General features: G+C 66.0%; 15 protein-coding genes. 8 read left to right on the top strand and 7 right to left on the bottom strand.

Translation table 11 applies throughout. The annotated features are described in order from the left end of the window. Positions 1-139: 139 nt before the first annotated feature. The gene (mobF, locus tag G6031_RS07020) at positions 140-3655 is read right to left on the bottom strand and encodes a MobF family relaxase (protein WP_182652870.1); all 3516 of its coding nucleotides are present in this window, start codon (positions 3653-3655) and stop codon (positions 140-142) included. A gap of 316 nt (positions 3656-3971) precedes the next feature. Here mobF and G6031_RS07025 point away from each other — a divergent pair, with 316 nt between their 5' ends. Then, positions 3972-4280 (top strand): hypothetical protein, encoded by a 309-nt coding sequence (locus G6031_RS07025; RefSeq protein ID WP_182652871.1) that lies wholly within the window; start codon positions 3972-3974, stop codon positions 4278-4280. Further along, positions 4264-4836, top strand: coding sequence for a hypothetical protein (locus G6031_RS07030; protein ID WP_182652872.1), 573 nt, complete (start codon positions 4264-4266; stop codon positions 4834-4836). The genes G6031_RS07025 and G6031_RS07030 overlap by 17 nt, the downstream gene beginning before the upstream one ends. 76 nt (positions 4837-4912) lie before the next feature. Here G6031_RS07030 and G6031_RS18840 read toward each other — a convergent pair whose 3' ends face one another. Both G6031_RS18840 and G6031_RS07040 read right to left on the bottom strand, forming a co-directional pair. Beyond that, the gene (locus G6031_RS18840; RefSeq protein WP_241737235.1) at positions 4913-5086 is read right to left on the bottom strand and encodes a hypothetical protein; all 174 of its coding nucleotides are present in this window, start codon (positions 5084-5086) and stop codon (positions 4913-4915) included. Positions 5087-5381: 295 nt separating this feature from the next. Beyond that, a complete protein-coding gene (locus G6031_RS07040; protein ID WP_182652873.1) occupies positions 5382-5942 on the bottom strand; it encodes a hypothetical protein in 561 nt (186 codons plus the stop codon). A gap of 220 nt (positions 5943-6162) precedes the next feature. On the opposite strand from G6031_RS07040, the gene G6031_RS07045 reads away from it, so the two are divergent. Then, positions 6163-6444, top strand: coding sequence for a hypothetical protein (locus tag G6031_RS07045; protein WP_061230199.1), 282 nt, complete (start codon positions 6163-6165; stop codon positions 6442-6444). A 101-nt stretch (positions 6445-6545) separates the two neighbouring features. Beyond that, a complete protein-coding gene (locus tag G6031_RS07050; RefSeq protein WP_182652874.1) occupies positions 6546-7592 on the top strand; it encodes a PDDEXK nuclease domain-containing protein in 1047 nt (348 codons plus the stop codon). Positions 7593-8051: 459 nt separating this feature from the next. Here G6031_RS07050 and G6031_RS07055 read toward each other — a convergent pair whose 3' ends face one another. Beyond that, the gene (locus tag G6031_RS07055; protein ID WP_241736572.1) at positions 8052-8432 is read right to left on the bottom strand and encodes a DUF3817 domain-containing protein; all 381 of its coding nucleotides are present in this window, start codon (positions 8430-8432) and stop codon (positions 8052-8054) included. A 424-nt stretch (positions 8433-8856) separates the two neighbouring features. Beyond that, positions 8857-9567, bottom strand: a complete 711-nt coding sequence (locus G6031_RS07065; protein ID WP_241736571.1) for a M23 family metallopeptidase — start codon at positions 9565-9567, stop codon at positions 8857-8859. Positions 9568-9930: 363 nt separating this feature from the next. On the opposite strand from G6031_RS07065, the gene G6031_RS18845 reads away from it, so the two are divergent. From G6031_RS18845 to G6031_RS18850, 4 genes are all read left to right on the top strand, one after another. After that, complete coding sequence (locus tag G6031_RS18845) at positions 9931-10311, top strand: hypothetical protein (RefSeq protein WP_241736570.1); 381 nt, start codon at positions 9931-9933, stop codon at positions 10309-10311. An 82-nt stretch (positions 10312-10393) separates the two neighbouring features. Further along, positions 10394-11356, top strand: coding sequence for an SURF1 family cytochrome oxidase biogenesis protein (locus tag G6031_RS07075; RefSeq protein ID WP_179526344.1), 963 nt, complete (start codon positions 10394-10396; stop codon positions 11354-11356). 271 nt (positions 11357-11627) lie between these two features. Further along, positions 11628-13565 (top strand): cytochrome c oxidase assembly protein, encoded by a 1938-nt coding sequence (locus tag G6031_RS07080; protein ID WP_182641544.1) that lies wholly within the window; start codon positions 11628-11630, stop codon positions 13563-13565. A gap of 558 nt (positions 13566-14123) precedes the next feature. After that, positions 14124-14621 carry a M23 family metallopeptidase gene (locus G6031_RS18850; protein WP_241736569.1) on the top strand — a complete coding sequence of 166 codons (498 nt, stop codon included), beginning with the start codon at positions 14124-14126 and terminating at the stop codon, positions 14619-14621. Between the two features lie 99 nt (positions 14622-14720). Here the strand turns inward: G6031_RS18850 and G6031_RS07090 are convergent, their stop codons facing one another. Beyond that, on the bottom strand, positions 14721-15959 hold the full coding sequence (locus tag G6031_RS07090) for a Dyp-type peroxidase (protein ID WP_179526341.1): 1239 nt from the start codon (positions 15957-15959) through the stop codon (positions 14721-14723). Between the two features lie 6 nt (positions 15960-15965). Further along, entirely contained in the window at positions 15966-16313 is a 348-nt protein-coding gene (locus tag G6031_RS19185) for a copper chaperone PCu(A)C (protein WP_347238456.1), read from the bottom strand. Positions 16314-16685: the final 372 nt, after the last annotated feature.

A 16685-nucleotide genomic window follows, 5' to 3' on the forward strand; every position in this document is an offset into this window, starting at 1 on the left:
GCCGATCCCGACAGTTGGTGGGAACTGGTCGCCGCAGCCCGCGCGGCACTACCCGCCCCCGACATGCTGCTCGCGCCCCACCAATGGGCCCGCACCGCCGCCTGACCACTGGTGCCTGATGCCTCGGAGCCGGGGCGAGTCACCACAGGTCGGGGGAGGAGTCGGTAGACGGCCCCCATGGCGAGCTCGTCGTGGTGTGGGTCTCCGGGCCGCGTTCTTGTTCTGCGGCACGGTGGGCGAGGTAGGACTCAGCGAAGTCGTCAGACGCTGCGGGTGCCGGCGCGGTGGTGAGCGAGCCGTGTGTGGTCGCTAGCCACGCTGCCAGTTCGGTGTCGGTGGCCGGCGCGATTGGGGGAGGGGTGGGCAGGGCGTCCCGGTCCCGGTCCTGGTTTGTCGCGTGACGTATCCGGTGCGCGATGACGGCCCCTGGATTGTCGGCGGTCTCCAGGTTCGCGGTGGCCTCGGCCCACAGCTCGCGGGGGTCGTGGCCGGTGGTGGCGGCGTCGGTCCAGGCTCGGGCGAGGGCGTCGTATTGGTCGCCTCCGGGCTCGAGGTGTCGGTTGTAGAGGCGCGGCAGGGCGTCGATGTAGGTGGGCAGGGTGGAGCTGGTGAAGGCTTGGGCAGCGAGGTCGACGCCGTGGCGGTACAGCGCCTCAATGCGCGCCGGGTCTGTGGCGCCTGTCATCTCCTCGCGCAGTGTTGCGGTCGCGGAGGCTTGGTGGGTGTCGCGCCTGAGAATGGCGGCCAGTACCTCGGTGGCGGTGGGGGCGTCGTGGTCGCCGGCTGAGTGCATGTGGGCGTCTTCGGCTGACAGGTCGAGGGTGGGTTCGCACACGGCGTAGGCGCGGTTCTCTCGTCTGCCGCGGGTCATCGCGACGTACAGGCCGGCACGGTCCACCGAGGTGTCGACGACTGCGTGGGTGACATCGACGGTGGCGCCCTGGGCACGGTGGATGGTCGTGGCGTAGCCCAGGTGCATGCTGGTGCTCGCGTAGCTGGCAGGCACGACCATCTCGTTGCCGGTGCCCAAGTCACGCACGTGTAGTGAGCCGTCGTCGGCGATGCCGGTGAGGGTGAATAGTTGGCCGTTGATCACCCGGCCGAGGTACTTGCTGTCGGAGGTGTAGAGCTTGGCGTTCTCACGGGCGATGATCGTGTCGCCGACGCCGACGGTGTCGCCTCGGGATAGGCGAGTGGTGCGGGTGTCGTCGACGTGTCCGTGGGCGATCCGGTCGGCGCGGATGACCTCGTTGAGCGAGTCGACGTCGCTGTTGTTCGAGGCGATGACCAGGCTCTTGCGGCCGGCCTTGGTGTCGTCGAGGAAGGCCGCAGCGGCGTCAGTGAGCATCTGCTCGCGGTGTCCGCCACGGATCCAGCCGCGGTGCGCGTAGAGGCCCAGGGCGTCGGTGTTGCCTTCGCGGAGGGCGAGCGTTGCCTCGGCTTGTTCGGTGTCTGCTCCCATGCGCATGACTTCGCTTAGTTCGACTGTTCCCGGGGTGCGGGTCAGGTCGGCGAATAGGCCGCCGGTCTCGACGGCGGCGAGCTGTTTCGGGTCTCCGATCAGGCGCAGGACGGCGCCGGATTCGGCGGCGATTTCGGTCAGCGCGGCGAGGTTTTCGGTGCTGGCCATGCCCGCTTCGTCGACTAGCAGCATGTCGCCGGGGCGGATGGTCACCGGCAGCGCCTCGAGGCTCCGTCCCGGGGCGCCTGGGTTGCGGCCGAGCCAAGTGAAGGTCACCGAGTCGATGGTGTGGCAGTCGGTGCCGATGTCCTCAGCCAGCACGCTGGCCGCTGCCGCGGAGGGCGCTAGACCGATGACGTAGCGGCCCGTGTTCTCCCATGCCTGCACGACCACTTTCATGGCGGTGGTCTTGCCGGTGCCGGCCGGTCCGACGCCGGCGGCGAGCAGGGTTCCCGCTCCGACGAGGTGGTGGGCCAGTTCCTTCTGGCCGGTGTTGAGCGGCCAGCCTGTGGCCCTGGCGTGGGCGGCAAGTGCCTTCTCGAGCTTGGCGCGGGGTGCGATCACTGTCACCGGGGTGCGGGCTGCATCGAGGACGCGGGTCTCGGCGTCGAGCACGGCTTGGGTGGTGTACTTCTCGGCGCCTGCGTGCCGGTCTATTCCTGCGCCGGTGTGGCCGGTCAGGGGCTCGGGCAGGATCAGTGGATCAGGTGGCGTCAGCTCCACCATGAGCTCGCGGAGCGCGATGTCCATGACCTTGGCGTGGGCCTGGTCGAGGGCGCCTGAGGAGGTGAACCGGTAGCCCTTCAGAGCTGTGGATACGGCGGTGTCTACGTGCGACCGGCGGAACTGCGCGCGGCGTGACGACACCGATTGGACGGCCTGCTCAGCGACCTGTCGGGCGTGGCTATCTGGGTCGAACACGGTGCGCCGCGCATCGGCGGTGGCTTGCTCGGTGACGGCCTGGACAACGGATGAGGCGGCGTCGGCGCCGATGGTCTGCTCAGCCACCTGGCGCCACTTGGCACGGTGCTCATCGAGGGACTGGGCGGGCTTTTTGGCGTCGCGGGTGTCGAGGATCGCCTTCTGCCACAGGGCGTACGCCGCTCGCTGGGTGGGTTGGCGTCCGTTCTTCTCTACGTACTCGGCAACGAGCTGCTCGTAGACCGGGCGGGCTAGTGCGCGACGGGACGAGAACACGTCGATGAGACGGCGGTCGATGCCCTTGATTTCCCAGATCGGCGCTTTGTCCGGGTGCGGGTAGTGCGCCTGGAACTCCAGACCCATCCGGCGGGAGAGCAGGTCGTGCAGGACAGCGTCGTAGCGAGCTGAGATCGCCTGGTGCATCTGGTGGATCGTGCGCGAATCCAGCGTGCGCCACCGGCCGTCGGGGCCTTGCACCTTGTTGGCGATCAACACGTGCGAGTGCAGGTCCGGGTCTCCTCCACGGGTGTCGAAGTGCGTGAACTCAGCGGCGACGATGCCCCTGGTTTTCACCTGCTCGATGCCGCCGGCACCCACGCGGGTGTAGATCGCATTGTCCTCGGCCCATCGCAGGGCCTCGGCCACGGCCTCATGGTGTAGCGCCGCCACTTTCGAGGCCGTGCGTTCGTCGGACAGCGCCCACAGAACGCTGACACTTTTGACCGGAGAGAAGGTGAAATCGAACCCGGCGACGGCCTGGCGGACCTTGTCCCGTTCGCGGTTTACCCAGGCGATGACGTCCTTTCCGGAGGCGTGTTCATAGCCGTACTCGCTCGTATAGAACGGGCGGGCGACGCTCTCGGCAAGGTGGTTTCTCTCGTCGGGAGTGGGGCGGCGCCCCTCGGCAGTGAGGAACGCCTTTTCAGCGGCGGAGATCGCCGCGAGCACGGGGACATCTCCGGAGTACAGGGGGTAGGCCCGGCCCAGCTTGCAGGCGCCCAGACTCTTCCCTTCGGCCATCATCTGATCGGTGTCCGGGTGTAGTCCTTCGCCGTACAGGGCGGCCATTTGGACCTCTCCCACGACTGCGCCGGCGGTCGCGGTCTCAGAGAGCAGGCCGGCCAGTCCGCTGCCGATCCACCGCCCGGGCGGTGTTCCTTTGGCCGCGTAGTAGTCCGACAGCGACTTGCCCTCGGGGTCAGCGTCATGGGTGGCGACCGAGCGCAGCAGGTACTGGTATCCAGTACCGGCGTGCACCGCTCGGAGGCTCATCATAAGACCCAGCGTAGAGCCGCCGCAGAGCGGCGTCTACGCACGACGCGCCGGCGGCGCGCTGAGCAGGCATTTTCCAGACGTCACTAGTAGTGCCTACTGTGTGAAGCAGTTTGTGGCGAGCAACAGCGAGGATGATCTAGCACGGCCGGTGCTATATATGGTGCGGCGATCGGGGACCAGGACGGCGAGACAATGACGGCGGCATGGTGGTTGGGCATTGCGGCACTATGGGTGGGGCAATAGGGTCGATCGCATGGCGGCTATCAAGACTGATTCACGTTCACAAACCGCACGCGCGAGGGCTCGTCAGGCGATGGCCGACGAGCTGGAGCGGGCTCGCAAGCGCGAGGCCAAGCTGGTCGCGGTGTTCTCGGCGATCGACGCCCGCGATGACGCGCAGATCGCCCTCGGCCAGGCGCTGGTCGAGCTTCGGGACCTGGGTGTGGCGCAGACGGACCTGGCGGAGATGACCGGACTGCCGGCCCGCGAGGTCGGGGCGGCGATCCGCGCCGCCAAGGACAACACCGCCGACACCGAGAACATGGCCACTGATGCGGCCGACGGCGCCACTGCGGTGGCGGATCAGGCACCCGCGGACACCAACGGTGACCAGCAGCACTGAGCCCGTCTCCGGCGGATGGTTCGAGGACATCCCGCTGCCGGGAATGGACGCCCGTCCCCGACCCCGGCCTGCGTCGAGGCGGTCCAGGCCGTACGACTCGACGCTGCCCCCGACCGAAGCAGCGATCGCCGCGTTTGAGTCCCATGTCGTGCGCGCTCCGGGCAATGGGTGTTACATCTGGACCGGCGCCATCTCCGACGGGTACGGACGGATCAGCTGGCGTCGAGACGGCGTCAGCAGAACCGAGTACGCGCACCGCTTCGCGCTCCTGGTCGCCGGCGAACTAACCGACGGGGCGATCGGTGAGCACCGCTGCAATGAACCCTTGTGCGTGCGCCTAGACCCGGACCATCTTATCGCCTCAACCCAATCGGCGAACCTGCTCTACGCGGTCGCCTGCGGGCGTACCGGGATCATCCGCAACACCACCGAACGCCACGACCGGCACGCCCGCTCCCTCGCGGTCCGCGAGGCGGTCTCCGGCGGCTGGAACGCCAAGGCTTACGCCCAAGCTTGCGGCAACACCGCGCCCCTAGACGAGCCGCCACTGTTCTAGAATCGTCTCCAAACACCTACAGCAATGGCCCCACCGAAGCGGTGGGGCCATTGCTGTTTCGGTCGGGTGGGAAGTGTCAGCGGGCTTCCGCGATGCGTCTTTGGCGGCGCAGCTGCCAGTAGCGCGGAATCGCCCACCGCAGTGGCGTCTTGTCGATCACCACCAGCGCCAGACGGGACCGGTAATGCACATCGTGGCGCACGGCGAACGACCAGTGCCCGACAAACCACGCCACCATCCCCAGCGCCATCACCGTCGGCGCCCAGGAGCTCGACTGGGTCGGTCACGCCACAGAATCCGATCACGGCGCGGATGCCTCCGATGCCGCGTGCCAGCGGCGGCACCAAAAGCGAGGCCACCGCGACCATCGCCACGGCCTGTATCGCGGTCTGTAGATCCCACATGACACCCCTCCCGTGTTGGTGTTCTTGGTGTCACGTCCCGAAGTCACCTGGCGGAAGTCCGGGCCGCTTGGTCATTGCCTGTCCTGCTTTGTCAGTGTGCTCGCCCGGTCCGACACGACAAGACCATCACGGTGCGGATCGCTACTTGTCCTCGTCGGCCTGCCCGGAGGAACGAAACGCGTCCAACAGTTCACGCAAGGTGTCCGAAGTGGCCTCGGCCCGCACCCGGGCGCGGTCGGCCTCCTCGGCCTGGACGCGCGCCTGCTCCGCCTCACGCTGCGTCGTCTCGAGTTGCTGGCGGACCTGGGCCAGCTCGGTGCGCAGCTGCTCGGCGTCCCGGACCGCCTCATCTCGGGCCGCGTCGGCGTCTGCTTGTTGCGCCGTGGCGGACTCCACCGCGGCGAGGGCGTCGGCCTCGCCGGCGCGCGCGGCATCGAGCGCCACCGCGGTGGCCTCGTCTGCCTGCTCGGCGGCGCGCTTCCACGCCGCCGCCCACACCGACGCCACCATCGCCGACATCGGCTCAGACAAGTCCGGAGCCTCCGGCACCTCGCTTGCTGCGCCCGTGGCGTGCTCGCGCATCCACGCCGCTACCTCGCCGATCCGCACCCCCGCCTGCTTCTGCACCGCCCGCACGGTGACCTTGTCCCCCCGCGCGACGAGTACGCCGTAGGCGTGAGCGATCTTCTCCGACGACGACATGGCAGCCCTTCCAGATTCAGCGTCCGGTAACCGGTAATCGGTAACGTGTTTTGTTTCCTACGTTACCCATTCTAGGTGACGCCCGCGCCCATGTCGAGGATCGAGCGCTGACCGCTGCTAAGGCGCCCGGCGTCCGGCGGCGAGCACACCGGCGGCGACATGAGCCGGGTGGACAATTCCACGTACCAACGACTGAACGGAGAAGATTGTGGATGCAACAATGCTCGCGCTCACTCTGAGCGTGTGCGCGTACTGCGCGATCGCGGTGACCGTGATGGTCGCCGTGCCCGCCGGTCGCGGACATCACATTGGCCGTCCGGGGACGTTCGTCGGCATCGCCTCCGGCGTGACAGGCCTGGGACTGTCCGGAGTCGCCGTCCTGGCGTCGTCGGCGGTCCTGCCCATGGTCGCCGGAGGCGCCATCGGCGCCGGCCTCATCGGAGCTGGCCTCGGCTTGGCCCTGAGTGAGGCGGTGAAGGCTCTTCCCGCCGGCAGGGATTGAACTTTGAGGGCCCGGCCCCGGCGAGTCGCCATTGACGGGCCTGGCACATCTGCAGCCGGTTGCTATCCAGCGTGCCGGGGTAAACCTGTCAGGATGGACGGGTGACCTCCCGGGACCTGGACCTGCCATCCAACTATGGGCGCCTCGTCGAGGATCTCAAGGACAGGGTCCGACGAGCACAGGTCACCGCGCAGCGAAGGGTCAACACCCAGCTGATCGAGCTGTACTGGTCCATCGGACAGGCTGTGCGCGAGGAGAGCGCCCGGCAGGGGTGGGGTAGCGGTGTGATTCGCAGGCTCGCCGAGGATCTTCGGGCCGAGTTTCCCCAAATGAAGGGCTTTTCTGCCCGAAACCTGCAGTACATGGCGACCTTCGCCGGCGCCTGGACTGCCGGACCAATCACGCAACAGCCTGTTGCGTACTTGCCCTGGGGGCACGTGACTGTCCTGCTGGACAAGCTCAGCGCTCAGGACGATCGAGACAAGTACGCAGCCGCGGCCGTCGAGCACGGCTGGTCGCGCAACGTGCTGGCCAACATGATCGCCAGCAGCGCCCTCGAACGCACCGGGGCGGCTCCGTCGAATTTTGCGCAACAGCTTGTTGCGCAAGATTCCGAGCTTGCCCAGCAGATCGCCAAGGACCCGCTGATCCTTGATTTTCTGGACCTGTCCGGCGAGGTCGCCGAGCGTGAGCTCGAGGAGTCCCTGACCGACCGGATCGTCGATACGCTGCGCGAGCTCGGCCCGGGATTCGCTTTCGTGGGAAGACAAGTGCACTTCGACGTCGGGGGCGAGGACTTCTACGCTGACCTACTGTTCTTCCACGTCGAGCAATTGCGGTACGTCGTCATTGAGCTCAAGACCGGCAAGTTCAAGCCAGAACACGCCGGGCAGCTGCAGTTCTACGTCGCCCTGGTCGAGGATCGCCTGCGCCGCGCCTCGCATGCCCCGACTGTCGGGATCCTGGTCTGCGGCAGCCGCAATGATCGTGTCGTCCGCTACGCACTGAACCAAGCCGGCGCACCCCTGGCCGTCTCAACCTTCAGCTATGAGGCCCTACCCGCCGCAGAGCAAGAGGCACTACCCAGCGAAGACGACCTCACCGCAGCCCTGGCCCAAATCACCGAGAACGACCAAGACCACTCGTAAACAACGCTGGAACACACCGTAGCCCCAAAACAGGGCCCGACCAGCCATTATGTTAACGCCGATAATAATGATTATGACAAGTAGGTGGTGCCGAGTTGTGGATTCTGCGGACTCGACCACTCCCTGAGTTGCCCGCACGTTCGTCCGTGTTCGGACCGAACGTGACCGGCGCACTGGGCGGGCATCGGAGTTTTTCGGCTTGTGGATCTCGCGCGACTTTACGGCACTCTCACCATCGAACTCGACGGCTAGATGGCGCCCCACCGGTCTCCACCGGCCGACGACCTGACCTGCCTGACCTCACTGCAGTGGCAAGACATGGCTGCGCGACACCGCCGCGCCATTCGAAATGAACTTCAACCGTAGGACCTTACCGAGTTCCCCGAAATTCTTCGTTGCGCCGCAGACAGCGAAACGGTCCAAGCAGCTTGACCCCCGATGACCCCACACTGATGACCGCTAGCGGGCGTCACTAACGGGCTGCGAAGCGTGATGGGAAACCGCTTGAGAGGGTCGGGGCGCGAGGTCCCCGCGGCGAGCAAGCCAGCGTTCCAGCGGAATAGTCGCCAGCGGTGGGATCGCAGCGAGGATGGCGAGGAGTGCGACCCACCACCGCCAACGGAGGATGATCGCGGCGCCGATAGCGGCCACGAGGTAGACCACGAACGCGATGCCGTGCAGCATGCCGAAGATCGACACCCCGACCTCGGTGGTCTTGGTGACGTACTTGAGGAGCATTCCGATGAGCAGTCCGGCCCAGGTGCCAGCCTCGATGAACGCGATAGTGGCGAAGACGCGACCGGTCACCCCCATCGGGCGACGTGGGGTCTGGTGAGACATTGGCGGTTCTCCGGGGTGTCAGGTTCGGGCATGTCGGTAAGCGAGGCGAGGTAGCCGGCTACCTGTTCGCACACTGTTGGATCGAGGCGGGTGCTGGTGAGGAATTTGCACAGCCAAAGCCCGTTGGCGGCCAGTCGCGCGATGACCTGCCTCAGCTCAACTGAGGGCAGAGTGCCGCTGCCGGGCTGAGACGGGGTCCAGCGGTTCACGACAGTGTCCCACGTCCGGGATTGGTCTTGTTCGTTGGCAGCCTCGAGCATCCGCGGCTCACACCCAGCCACAGTAAGTGCACTCGCTCAGCCCGCTCGCACCGGGCAGCAAGGCTATGGGCTCTCGCCCCACCTATGCCGAAGCCACCCGCCGAACGGGAGTTGACCGGCCGTGTGGACTGAACGACTCGGATCGCACCTTGTCCACCAGACTCTTAGACGAGAACACCTTGCGCGGCGAGCCATGACACCGGATCAACCCACTGACCAGCGGTGTTCTTTACGCGAAAGTGCAGATGCGGTCCGGTGGAGTCGCCTCGGTTACCGACGGTCCCAATCACTTGACCGGCGCTGACACGCTGACCGACGGTCACGTAATTCTGATCGTTGTGGCCGTACTCCAGCAGTTCGCCGTCATCGGTGCGCACCTGGATCCAGATCCCGTAGCCGGCGGCAGGACCCGAGGCTACGACGACGCCGCTCTTAGCCGCGTAGAGCGGCGTACCGATCGGCGCACCGAAGTCGGTGCCGTTGTGGAAAGTGCCCCACCGCGGACCGAAGCCCGAGGTGATCGAGCCCTTGGTCGGGGCGTGAGCGACACCAGCGACACCGCTGTCCGGACTGAGAGAGCCGAACCCGAGTCCGCTGGCGTACTGCCGGACCTCAGTGGGAGCGATACCGAACTGTTCCCCGATTTGCTCGATCTCGGCGGGGCCGATGCCGAATTGGTCGGCCGCACGCTGAACTGCGTCGATAACCTGCGCCTGGTCGACCTCTACCGATTGAGCGGCGGCGGCTGGAGCGAAGGCGAAAATGAACCCGCCCGAAAGGACGGCGCCAGCGACGGTACCCCCGACAGTGCGGGACACGTTCGATCTACTGCGGACGACGCGATGACGACCGCCGACTGTGGTCGTCGTGCTCATGCCCAACCGCTCATGGAGCGTTGCAACGGTCACGGTTCGGGGGGAAGTGCCCATGCGGGTTGCTCCAATACTCGTGGCTTGCGCGGTCCAACCCGGCCCGTCGGGCCAGCGACGAAACTGAATGTAACAGAAGGATATCGATACCGTCACTATGTGCACAAAAATCGTGTCAATGTTTCGACCTTAGGTTGAGACAACCGGGGGGCTGCCCCCGAACAGTGCCCCGGGGGACCGAGGTCCGGCTTCTTCAATGGAAAGCCCGCCCTCCCAGCGAGACGAGGTCTCGAGCGCAATCACCAGCGAGAAAGCCGCTGGCTGGCGCCTGTTCCCTCTCCCGCTGTTCGGAGTTTTTTGGTGCGGCATATGCCCCTGCACGACAACTCGGTTGCCGCCGCGCTGGCAGCCGAGGCCGCGGCCGCCGGCGGCGCGGCATTTGCCGCTGCACCTGTCGCCTCTGCTCAATCGTCTGACTTCGGGCAGATCGGGCAGATGGTCGAACAAATGGGGGCTCAGCACGGCATCGACGCCGAGCAGGTCCGTCAGTACGCCAGTCAGGTCCCCGGGTTGGACCAGCTCGGGTTCGGGTCGTTGGAGCTGCCCGCCAGCCTCGGTGACGCCCACAAGCCGACCAACGGCACCATCACCTCCAACTTCGGCACCCATCTGCACTTGGGCGGGCAGAACCCGGCGGGCCAGTGGATCGATTCGGTGACGTGGCTGGCCGCGAACGGCGTTATCGTCTGACGGGCCTGGCTCATCGCTACAAACTGGGCGGCGACCGGTCCCGGATGCTAATCGCCCTGCTCCCACCTCTACCGTGAACGGCGTGAACAGGTTTTTTCGTGCGATCACCTCGGGCTGGATGATCGCTTTCATCGCCATCGCAGTGTTCGCCTACGCCTGCTTCACGCTTCTCGCTCCGTGGCAGTTGGGCAAGAATCAGGACCTTGCGGCGCGCAACTCTCAACTAAGTCAGAGCATCGAGGCCGCTCCTGTGCCACTTGCGGAGTTGACGAACCGTGACGGCCCACTCGATCAATCAGAGTGGCATCGCGTGACCGCGACTGGGCAATATTTGCCGCAGGCTGAGGTGTTGCTGCGTCAGCGAGCGGTCGAGGGACGCGCCGTGTACCAAGTGTTCGCGGCGTTTCGCACCGACGAGGGAACCGACATCTTCGTCAACCGCGGGTGGGTCCTGGTGGGCGAGAACAATACAGTTCCGCACTACCCTGCTGCACCAACCGGGCGTGAGACCATCACCGCCAGACTGCGTATGCCCTCGGCCGAGCCAGCCAACCCCATCGTGCTGCACGGTCAACACATGGTGGACAATATCAACACCTCGGCGATGGGCCCGCTAATCGGCCTCGAGCTCGAGCCCCACTATCTCCAGCTCCCTGGAGGTCAGGCCGGATCACTCGAACCCGTTCCGGTTCCGTCCATCGAGCAGGGCTCATACCTGTCATACGGACTGCAGTGGCTCGCATTCGGGGTCTTGGCCCCGATCGGTTTCGGCTACTTTCTGCGGAGCGACCTCAAGGAACGCCGCCGTGCCCGCGACAATGAACACGGCGCCGAAGGCGATCTAGACCAAGTCCCCGGAAGCTCAACAGACCACGACGGCGACCCCATGACCGGCGTCGCCGGAGGCTCCCTCGAGAAAGACACATCGACCGAAGATGGTTCGCACCAGCGACTTACTGAACTGACTGTCCGCAACCGCTACGGCACCAGGTTCGAGGCCGAACGGCGCCGCAGCCTTCGCCACAGTAGCCGTCTGGACTTCTAGCTACCTCCCCCGCGAGGAGTCCTCAGCGCCCGCGCCTCAACCGAAGGCTGCCAGCGTGGTAGCCCTGGGCGGCTATGAGGCGCGGTCCAGCCAAGTCCTGCGGCGACCCCCGGTGAGTTCTTCAGACCGAGTGAGCTGCACGGCACAGGAATTGTTGCTGATGGCAGGGCACTGTCGCGCATTCTAGTTCTCATGGCTGGCTTCCTATGATTAGTCGGTGAGTAATCCTCGGGCGGGTATGCGTCGACCCATCTGGCCAATCTTCCTGGCCTTGTTCACCATCGGCGCAGTGGTAGCGATCACGCTGTCCGGGCTGTCGACCGCGCAGGCTCTGGTTCTTTTAGGCATCCCCGATCCAGGAGTTCTGACCACTGCTGGCCTGCCCGCGGTGCGGGTGATCGCTGAGCTGCTGTGCGCTGCGGCGGTCGGCACCGCGATGTTCGCGGTGTTCTTCACTCCGCCGGCGAGCGACGGCACCCTCGACGTGGCCGGCTATCGTGCGCAGCGAGTGTCCTCGTGGGCGAACCTGGCGTGGGCAGCCTCGGCCGGTCTTCTTGTGCTGCTCACCCTCTCGGACACCTCCGGAAGGCCACTGTCTACGTCGCTTCCCCCGGACCAATGGATTATCGCCGTTGAACAGATCGAGGTCGCGTCCTCGTGGCGGTGGGCTGCGCTACTGGCATTAATCGCCGGCCTCGGGCAGCGCTTCAGTCTTTCCTGGCGCTGGGCCACGGTGTGGCTTGCGATCACTGTTCTATCGCTGCTGCCGGTCGCCGCGACGGGACACTCGGCAGGCGCGGTCGCGCACGACATCGCCACAAATTCGCTCATCCTGCACCTTGTCGCCGCCGCGGCCTGGGTCGGCGGCCTCATCGCTGTGCTCGTGCACACCTGGTGGGGCGGGAGAATGGTCGCGCTTGCCCTTCGCCGGTTCTCCGGAGTGGCCACCGCGGCAATCGCGGTGATGGCGGTCAGCGGCATCGTCAACCTCGTGACACGCTTGCAACTTTCGGACCTGCTCACCTCCACCTACGGGCTACTCGTCATTGCCAAGCTTGTCGCCTTGGCCCTGCTGGGCTTGTGTGGACTGTTCGTCCGCGCCCGTATCGTCGCCGGCCTGGACCGCCTAGACCCGGACGCACCACTTCCCCGGCGTCTCCTGATAGGCATCACCGGAATTGAAGCGGGCCTCATGGCCGCGACCATGGCTGTTGCGGTCTCTCTGGGTCGAACTCCACCTCCAGCACCTCAAGACCTCCCGAGCGTCCACGAGTCGCTGATCGGGTTCCAACTCTCGGGCCCGATCAGCCTGACCACGATCGCGGGGCAGTGGCGATTCGACCTGCTCCTAGGAACAGTGTCCGTCGTTGCCCTCATTCTCTACCTCTGGGGGCTGCGGGCACTGCGGCGGCGCGACATCCAGTGGCCGATTGAGCGCTCCGTTTCCTGGACCCTCGGTTGCGTGCTGTTGTTTCTGACCACCAGCTCAGGCTTCGGCATGTACGCCAGGGCCGAATTCTCAGCCCACATGGCCGCACACGTACTTCTATCTATTGCCGTGCCGATACTGCTGGTCCGGGGTGGCCCGATCACCCTCGCCCTTCGCGCTATACCCGCCGCTGGGCACAGCGATCCGCCGGGGCCGCGCGAGTGGCTAGTCGAGCTCGTCAACAATCCACTCTCCCGCTTCCTCACCCATCCGGTTGTCGTCGCAACGCAGTTCCTGGCCGGTTTCTACGCCTTCTACCTCGGCGGCATCTACGAGAACCTGATCTCCGCGCACCTCGGCCACATGGCCATGAACGTGTTCTTCCTGATCAGCGGCTACCTGTTCTTCTGGGTGATCATCGGTATCGACGAGACACCCAAACCCCTCGCACCCGGCACGAAGCTCCTCGTGCTCCTGGTCTGCCTGCCCGTGCACCTCCTACTCGGCATAGTGCTGCTCACGTCGCAGGCGATCCTGGCCCAGACCTGGTACCGCGATCTCAACCTGCCGTGGATTGCCGACCTCCTGCGCGAACAGCAAGCGGGCAGCGCCACCGCGTTGGCTGCGGGCCAGATGCTACTGCTCATCACCTTGATCGCCCTCGGTCGCAGATGGCTCGCGAGCAGACGCCCCCCGGGAGACCATCCCGGCAGCGCCAAAGGCCACCCGGCTACCGAGCAGCACCGCGAGCAGGAGCTGCCGGAGGCTGCTGAGCACTGATCGCGCACCCGATGACGGCAGGAACGCCCAGCACGCAGGCGACGGGGACAAGCACACCCTTGAAGGTGTGGGCACCGCTCCCCCGTCGGTTGCAAGGATCGCCTCGCCTCGGCTAGCTTGATGACGGGCAATATCACGAAAGCATCACGGTGCAGCGACAGAGGGGACACGGCGGCAGTGGAAAGACGGCGCGCTGGCCGCGGTGGAGACTCACTCACAGTTGACCACTGGGGGCTCGCTGGACCCGTTCGGCAAGGCGGGGCACACTACCAACCTGCCCACTCGAACGCGTTACGGGATCGCCTCATCGTCGTTGCGGTCGCCGCAGGTGCCATTACGTCCTCGGGCAGCGCCCTGGTCACCCAGCACGCAGACGCTTCCGGTGAGCACATCGACCTGATCGCGCACCAGGATCCGATCAGTCCCGCCGCGCCCGGCCCGTCTCTCAGTGCGCCCACCCAGCCCGAGGCACTTGCCCCTCAGCCCGGCGCGACTGAGCCGATCCTCCCACTCGATGACCTGGCAACGGACGGTGCCGGTGCGATGGTGGCGTCGCTGATGGCCGGCACCGCCCTCGATGAACAACGGCAGATTGCTGCGGAGGGTGCACGCCTCGCCGAGGAGCAGGCGCGTCGTCCTCGGGCAGCGATGCCGGCGGTAGGTTCGCTGACCTCGGGATTCGGGCAGCGCTGGGGATCGCTTCACGGGGGCGCCGACATCGCCAACGCCATCGGCACTCCCATCCTGGCGGCCAGCGACGGCATGGTCATCGACGCCGGGCCCGCACAAGGGTTCGGTAACTGGGTGCGCATCATGTCAGACGAGGGCACGATGACCGTCTACGGGCACATGGAGGAAGTCCTCGTCACCACGGGGCAGCGCGTCCAGGCCGGGCAAACTATCGCACTCATGGGAAATCGCGGCTTCTCCACCGGCTCCCACCTGCACTTCGAGGTCTGGACCAACGGGGGCCGAGATCGCGCCGATCCGCTTGAGTGGCTTCGACACCAGGGCATCGACCCGGACTCCAACACCTCGATCGCCCCGTACAGCTGACCGTGCCGTCCCAACAACCGGGGTACACCAGCGCAGCAGGTGCCCCCTCGAGGTTCCGGCTCCCGCGGGGCCGGCCCTGGGTGGAACAACCCTGGGCAGTCAGTCCTCTAGCGCTCCTCGTCCGATGTAGTCGCCGTCCTGACATCCGGGCGGAATGGCGAAGACCGCCGAACCGATAGGCACAGTCCAGGTGTTGAGCATGTCCTGCTCAGCGAGTCGTTGCTGGATAGGGACGAGTTGCCTTACCGGGTCGGCCTGATAGGCGGCGAAAAGCTGTCCTGAGTTGCTGGTCTGACCCGGCTCTGGTGTGTCGTCGTAGTTGTACGGTCGACGCAGGATCGTTTCGGTCCGGTTCCGCGAATGCGCGCGGGCGATGTGCGATTCGGCGGGGATGACGGTCAATCCCACGTTATTCATCGCCTCGAAGTCAGCGGGGTCATGCTCGACTGCGCCAGTCAGTGGAGCTCCTGAGTCCAACTTCCGCCCCACCGAGAGCTCGCGACTGTGCCGATCGATTTCCTCCCACGTAGTCATCGTCATTCGGATGCGGCGCAGCACCAGCGACGTCCCGCCGCGCATCCAACGCTGGTCAGCGCCGTCCGAGAACAGCAGCGTCTCGAAATCTGACTCCGTTGGGGCGGGGTTTACGGTGCCGTCGAGCTGGCCGAACAGATTGCGCTGTGTCCGGCCGGACGGGTCGGTGCCGACCGCCCGCCGGAATCCGCGCTGGGCCCACCGCTGGGTAACGACACCACGCACACCGAACGCAAGGACGCGGGATGCGTGGGAGACGGTGATCGGGTCATCCGCGCAGATCTGTAGCAGCAAGTCACCGCCAGTCCATCTGTCTTCGAGGCGGTCGATCTGCGGAAAAGCGGGAAGCGGCCGAAGCCACTGCGGACTGCGATCACCGAGCCCCACTTTGCCCAGCAGGTCGGGTCCGAAACCGATGGTCACCGTTAGTCGGGCGGGATTGTCGGCCAACTCGGGCTGGAGGTCAGCGAGCCCGCTTCGGCCCTGCGTCAACCGGGCGGCGTCCTGGGTCCAGGTACGCAGCACTCCTATGAGGTTCTCGCGGCGCGCATTCTGGTCGAGGTCAAAGGCGAGGAACACTGCATGTGTCTGCGGCGCCGTGGTCACTCCGGCCTGCCGGAGACCGTAGAACGGCTCTCTTGCGTCCCCGACGGCACCGGAGTCAGCCAGAGTCGCCCTGTCAGGGGAGGTGGAGTGGGCGGTCCTGTCACCGGCACCGAATCCCACGACGCCGCCGGCCAGGGCGGCGCCACCTGTCAGGAATCCGCGCCGGCCGAGGTGCCGGCCACGGTCGGATGAAGCCATCTCCGCTTACTCCCCGCCCTGGTATTCCTCGTTGCCCCCTTCGAAGGACCGCCCTGGGACGACCATGTCGGTGCTGCTGCCGTCCTCGAATTCGAGAGTGAGCGTCACCTGTTGGCCAGTGGTGATCCGATCACGCAACCCGACGAGCATGATGTGATCTCCCCCCGGGGCCAGCTCAAGTGCGCCGCCGGGCGGGATCACGAACCCGCCCTCCCGCGGGCGCATTGTTGCCGCGCCGGTGGGGCCCTGGACTGTTTCGTGCAGCTCGACCCGGTCAGAGGCGTCGGAGGAGACACCGACCAGCCGGAGGTCAGAGTCCGACTGATTGCGGAGGGTGCCAAACACTGACGTCATCGCCTGAGATTGGCCATTCATCTCGGAGCCGGAATGCTCAGTGGCGGCGCCAGCAGTATCTGCGGCTTTGACCCAGACATCTTCTGGCACCACCGCGACTGACTCAGCCGGTACCGACGACGTCGTCGGCTCGCCCGGGGAGTCGGTAGTGCAGCCGGACAACAGCAAAGTCCCGGCGGTGACCGCCGCAGCGAGTACCGATTTACGCATTTGTGCTCACTCGAACTCTCCCCCTCCACAGGCGCAGAGGGTCAGGTCCATCGTCGGCGCCCGGTGACGTCCGGCGTTCGCTAAAAGACCATGTTGAGGCGATCCACGCTGTAGATCGGGTCAAGCCCCTGGTATTGGTGTAACTGGTTTTTGATCCTTCGT

It is taken from the genome of Dietzia sp. CQ4 (genome assembly GCF_014145125.1).
Taxonomy (GTDB): domain Bacteria; phylum Actinomycetota; class Actinomycetes; order Mycobacteriales; family Mycobacteriaceae; genus Dietzia; species Dietzia natronolimnaea.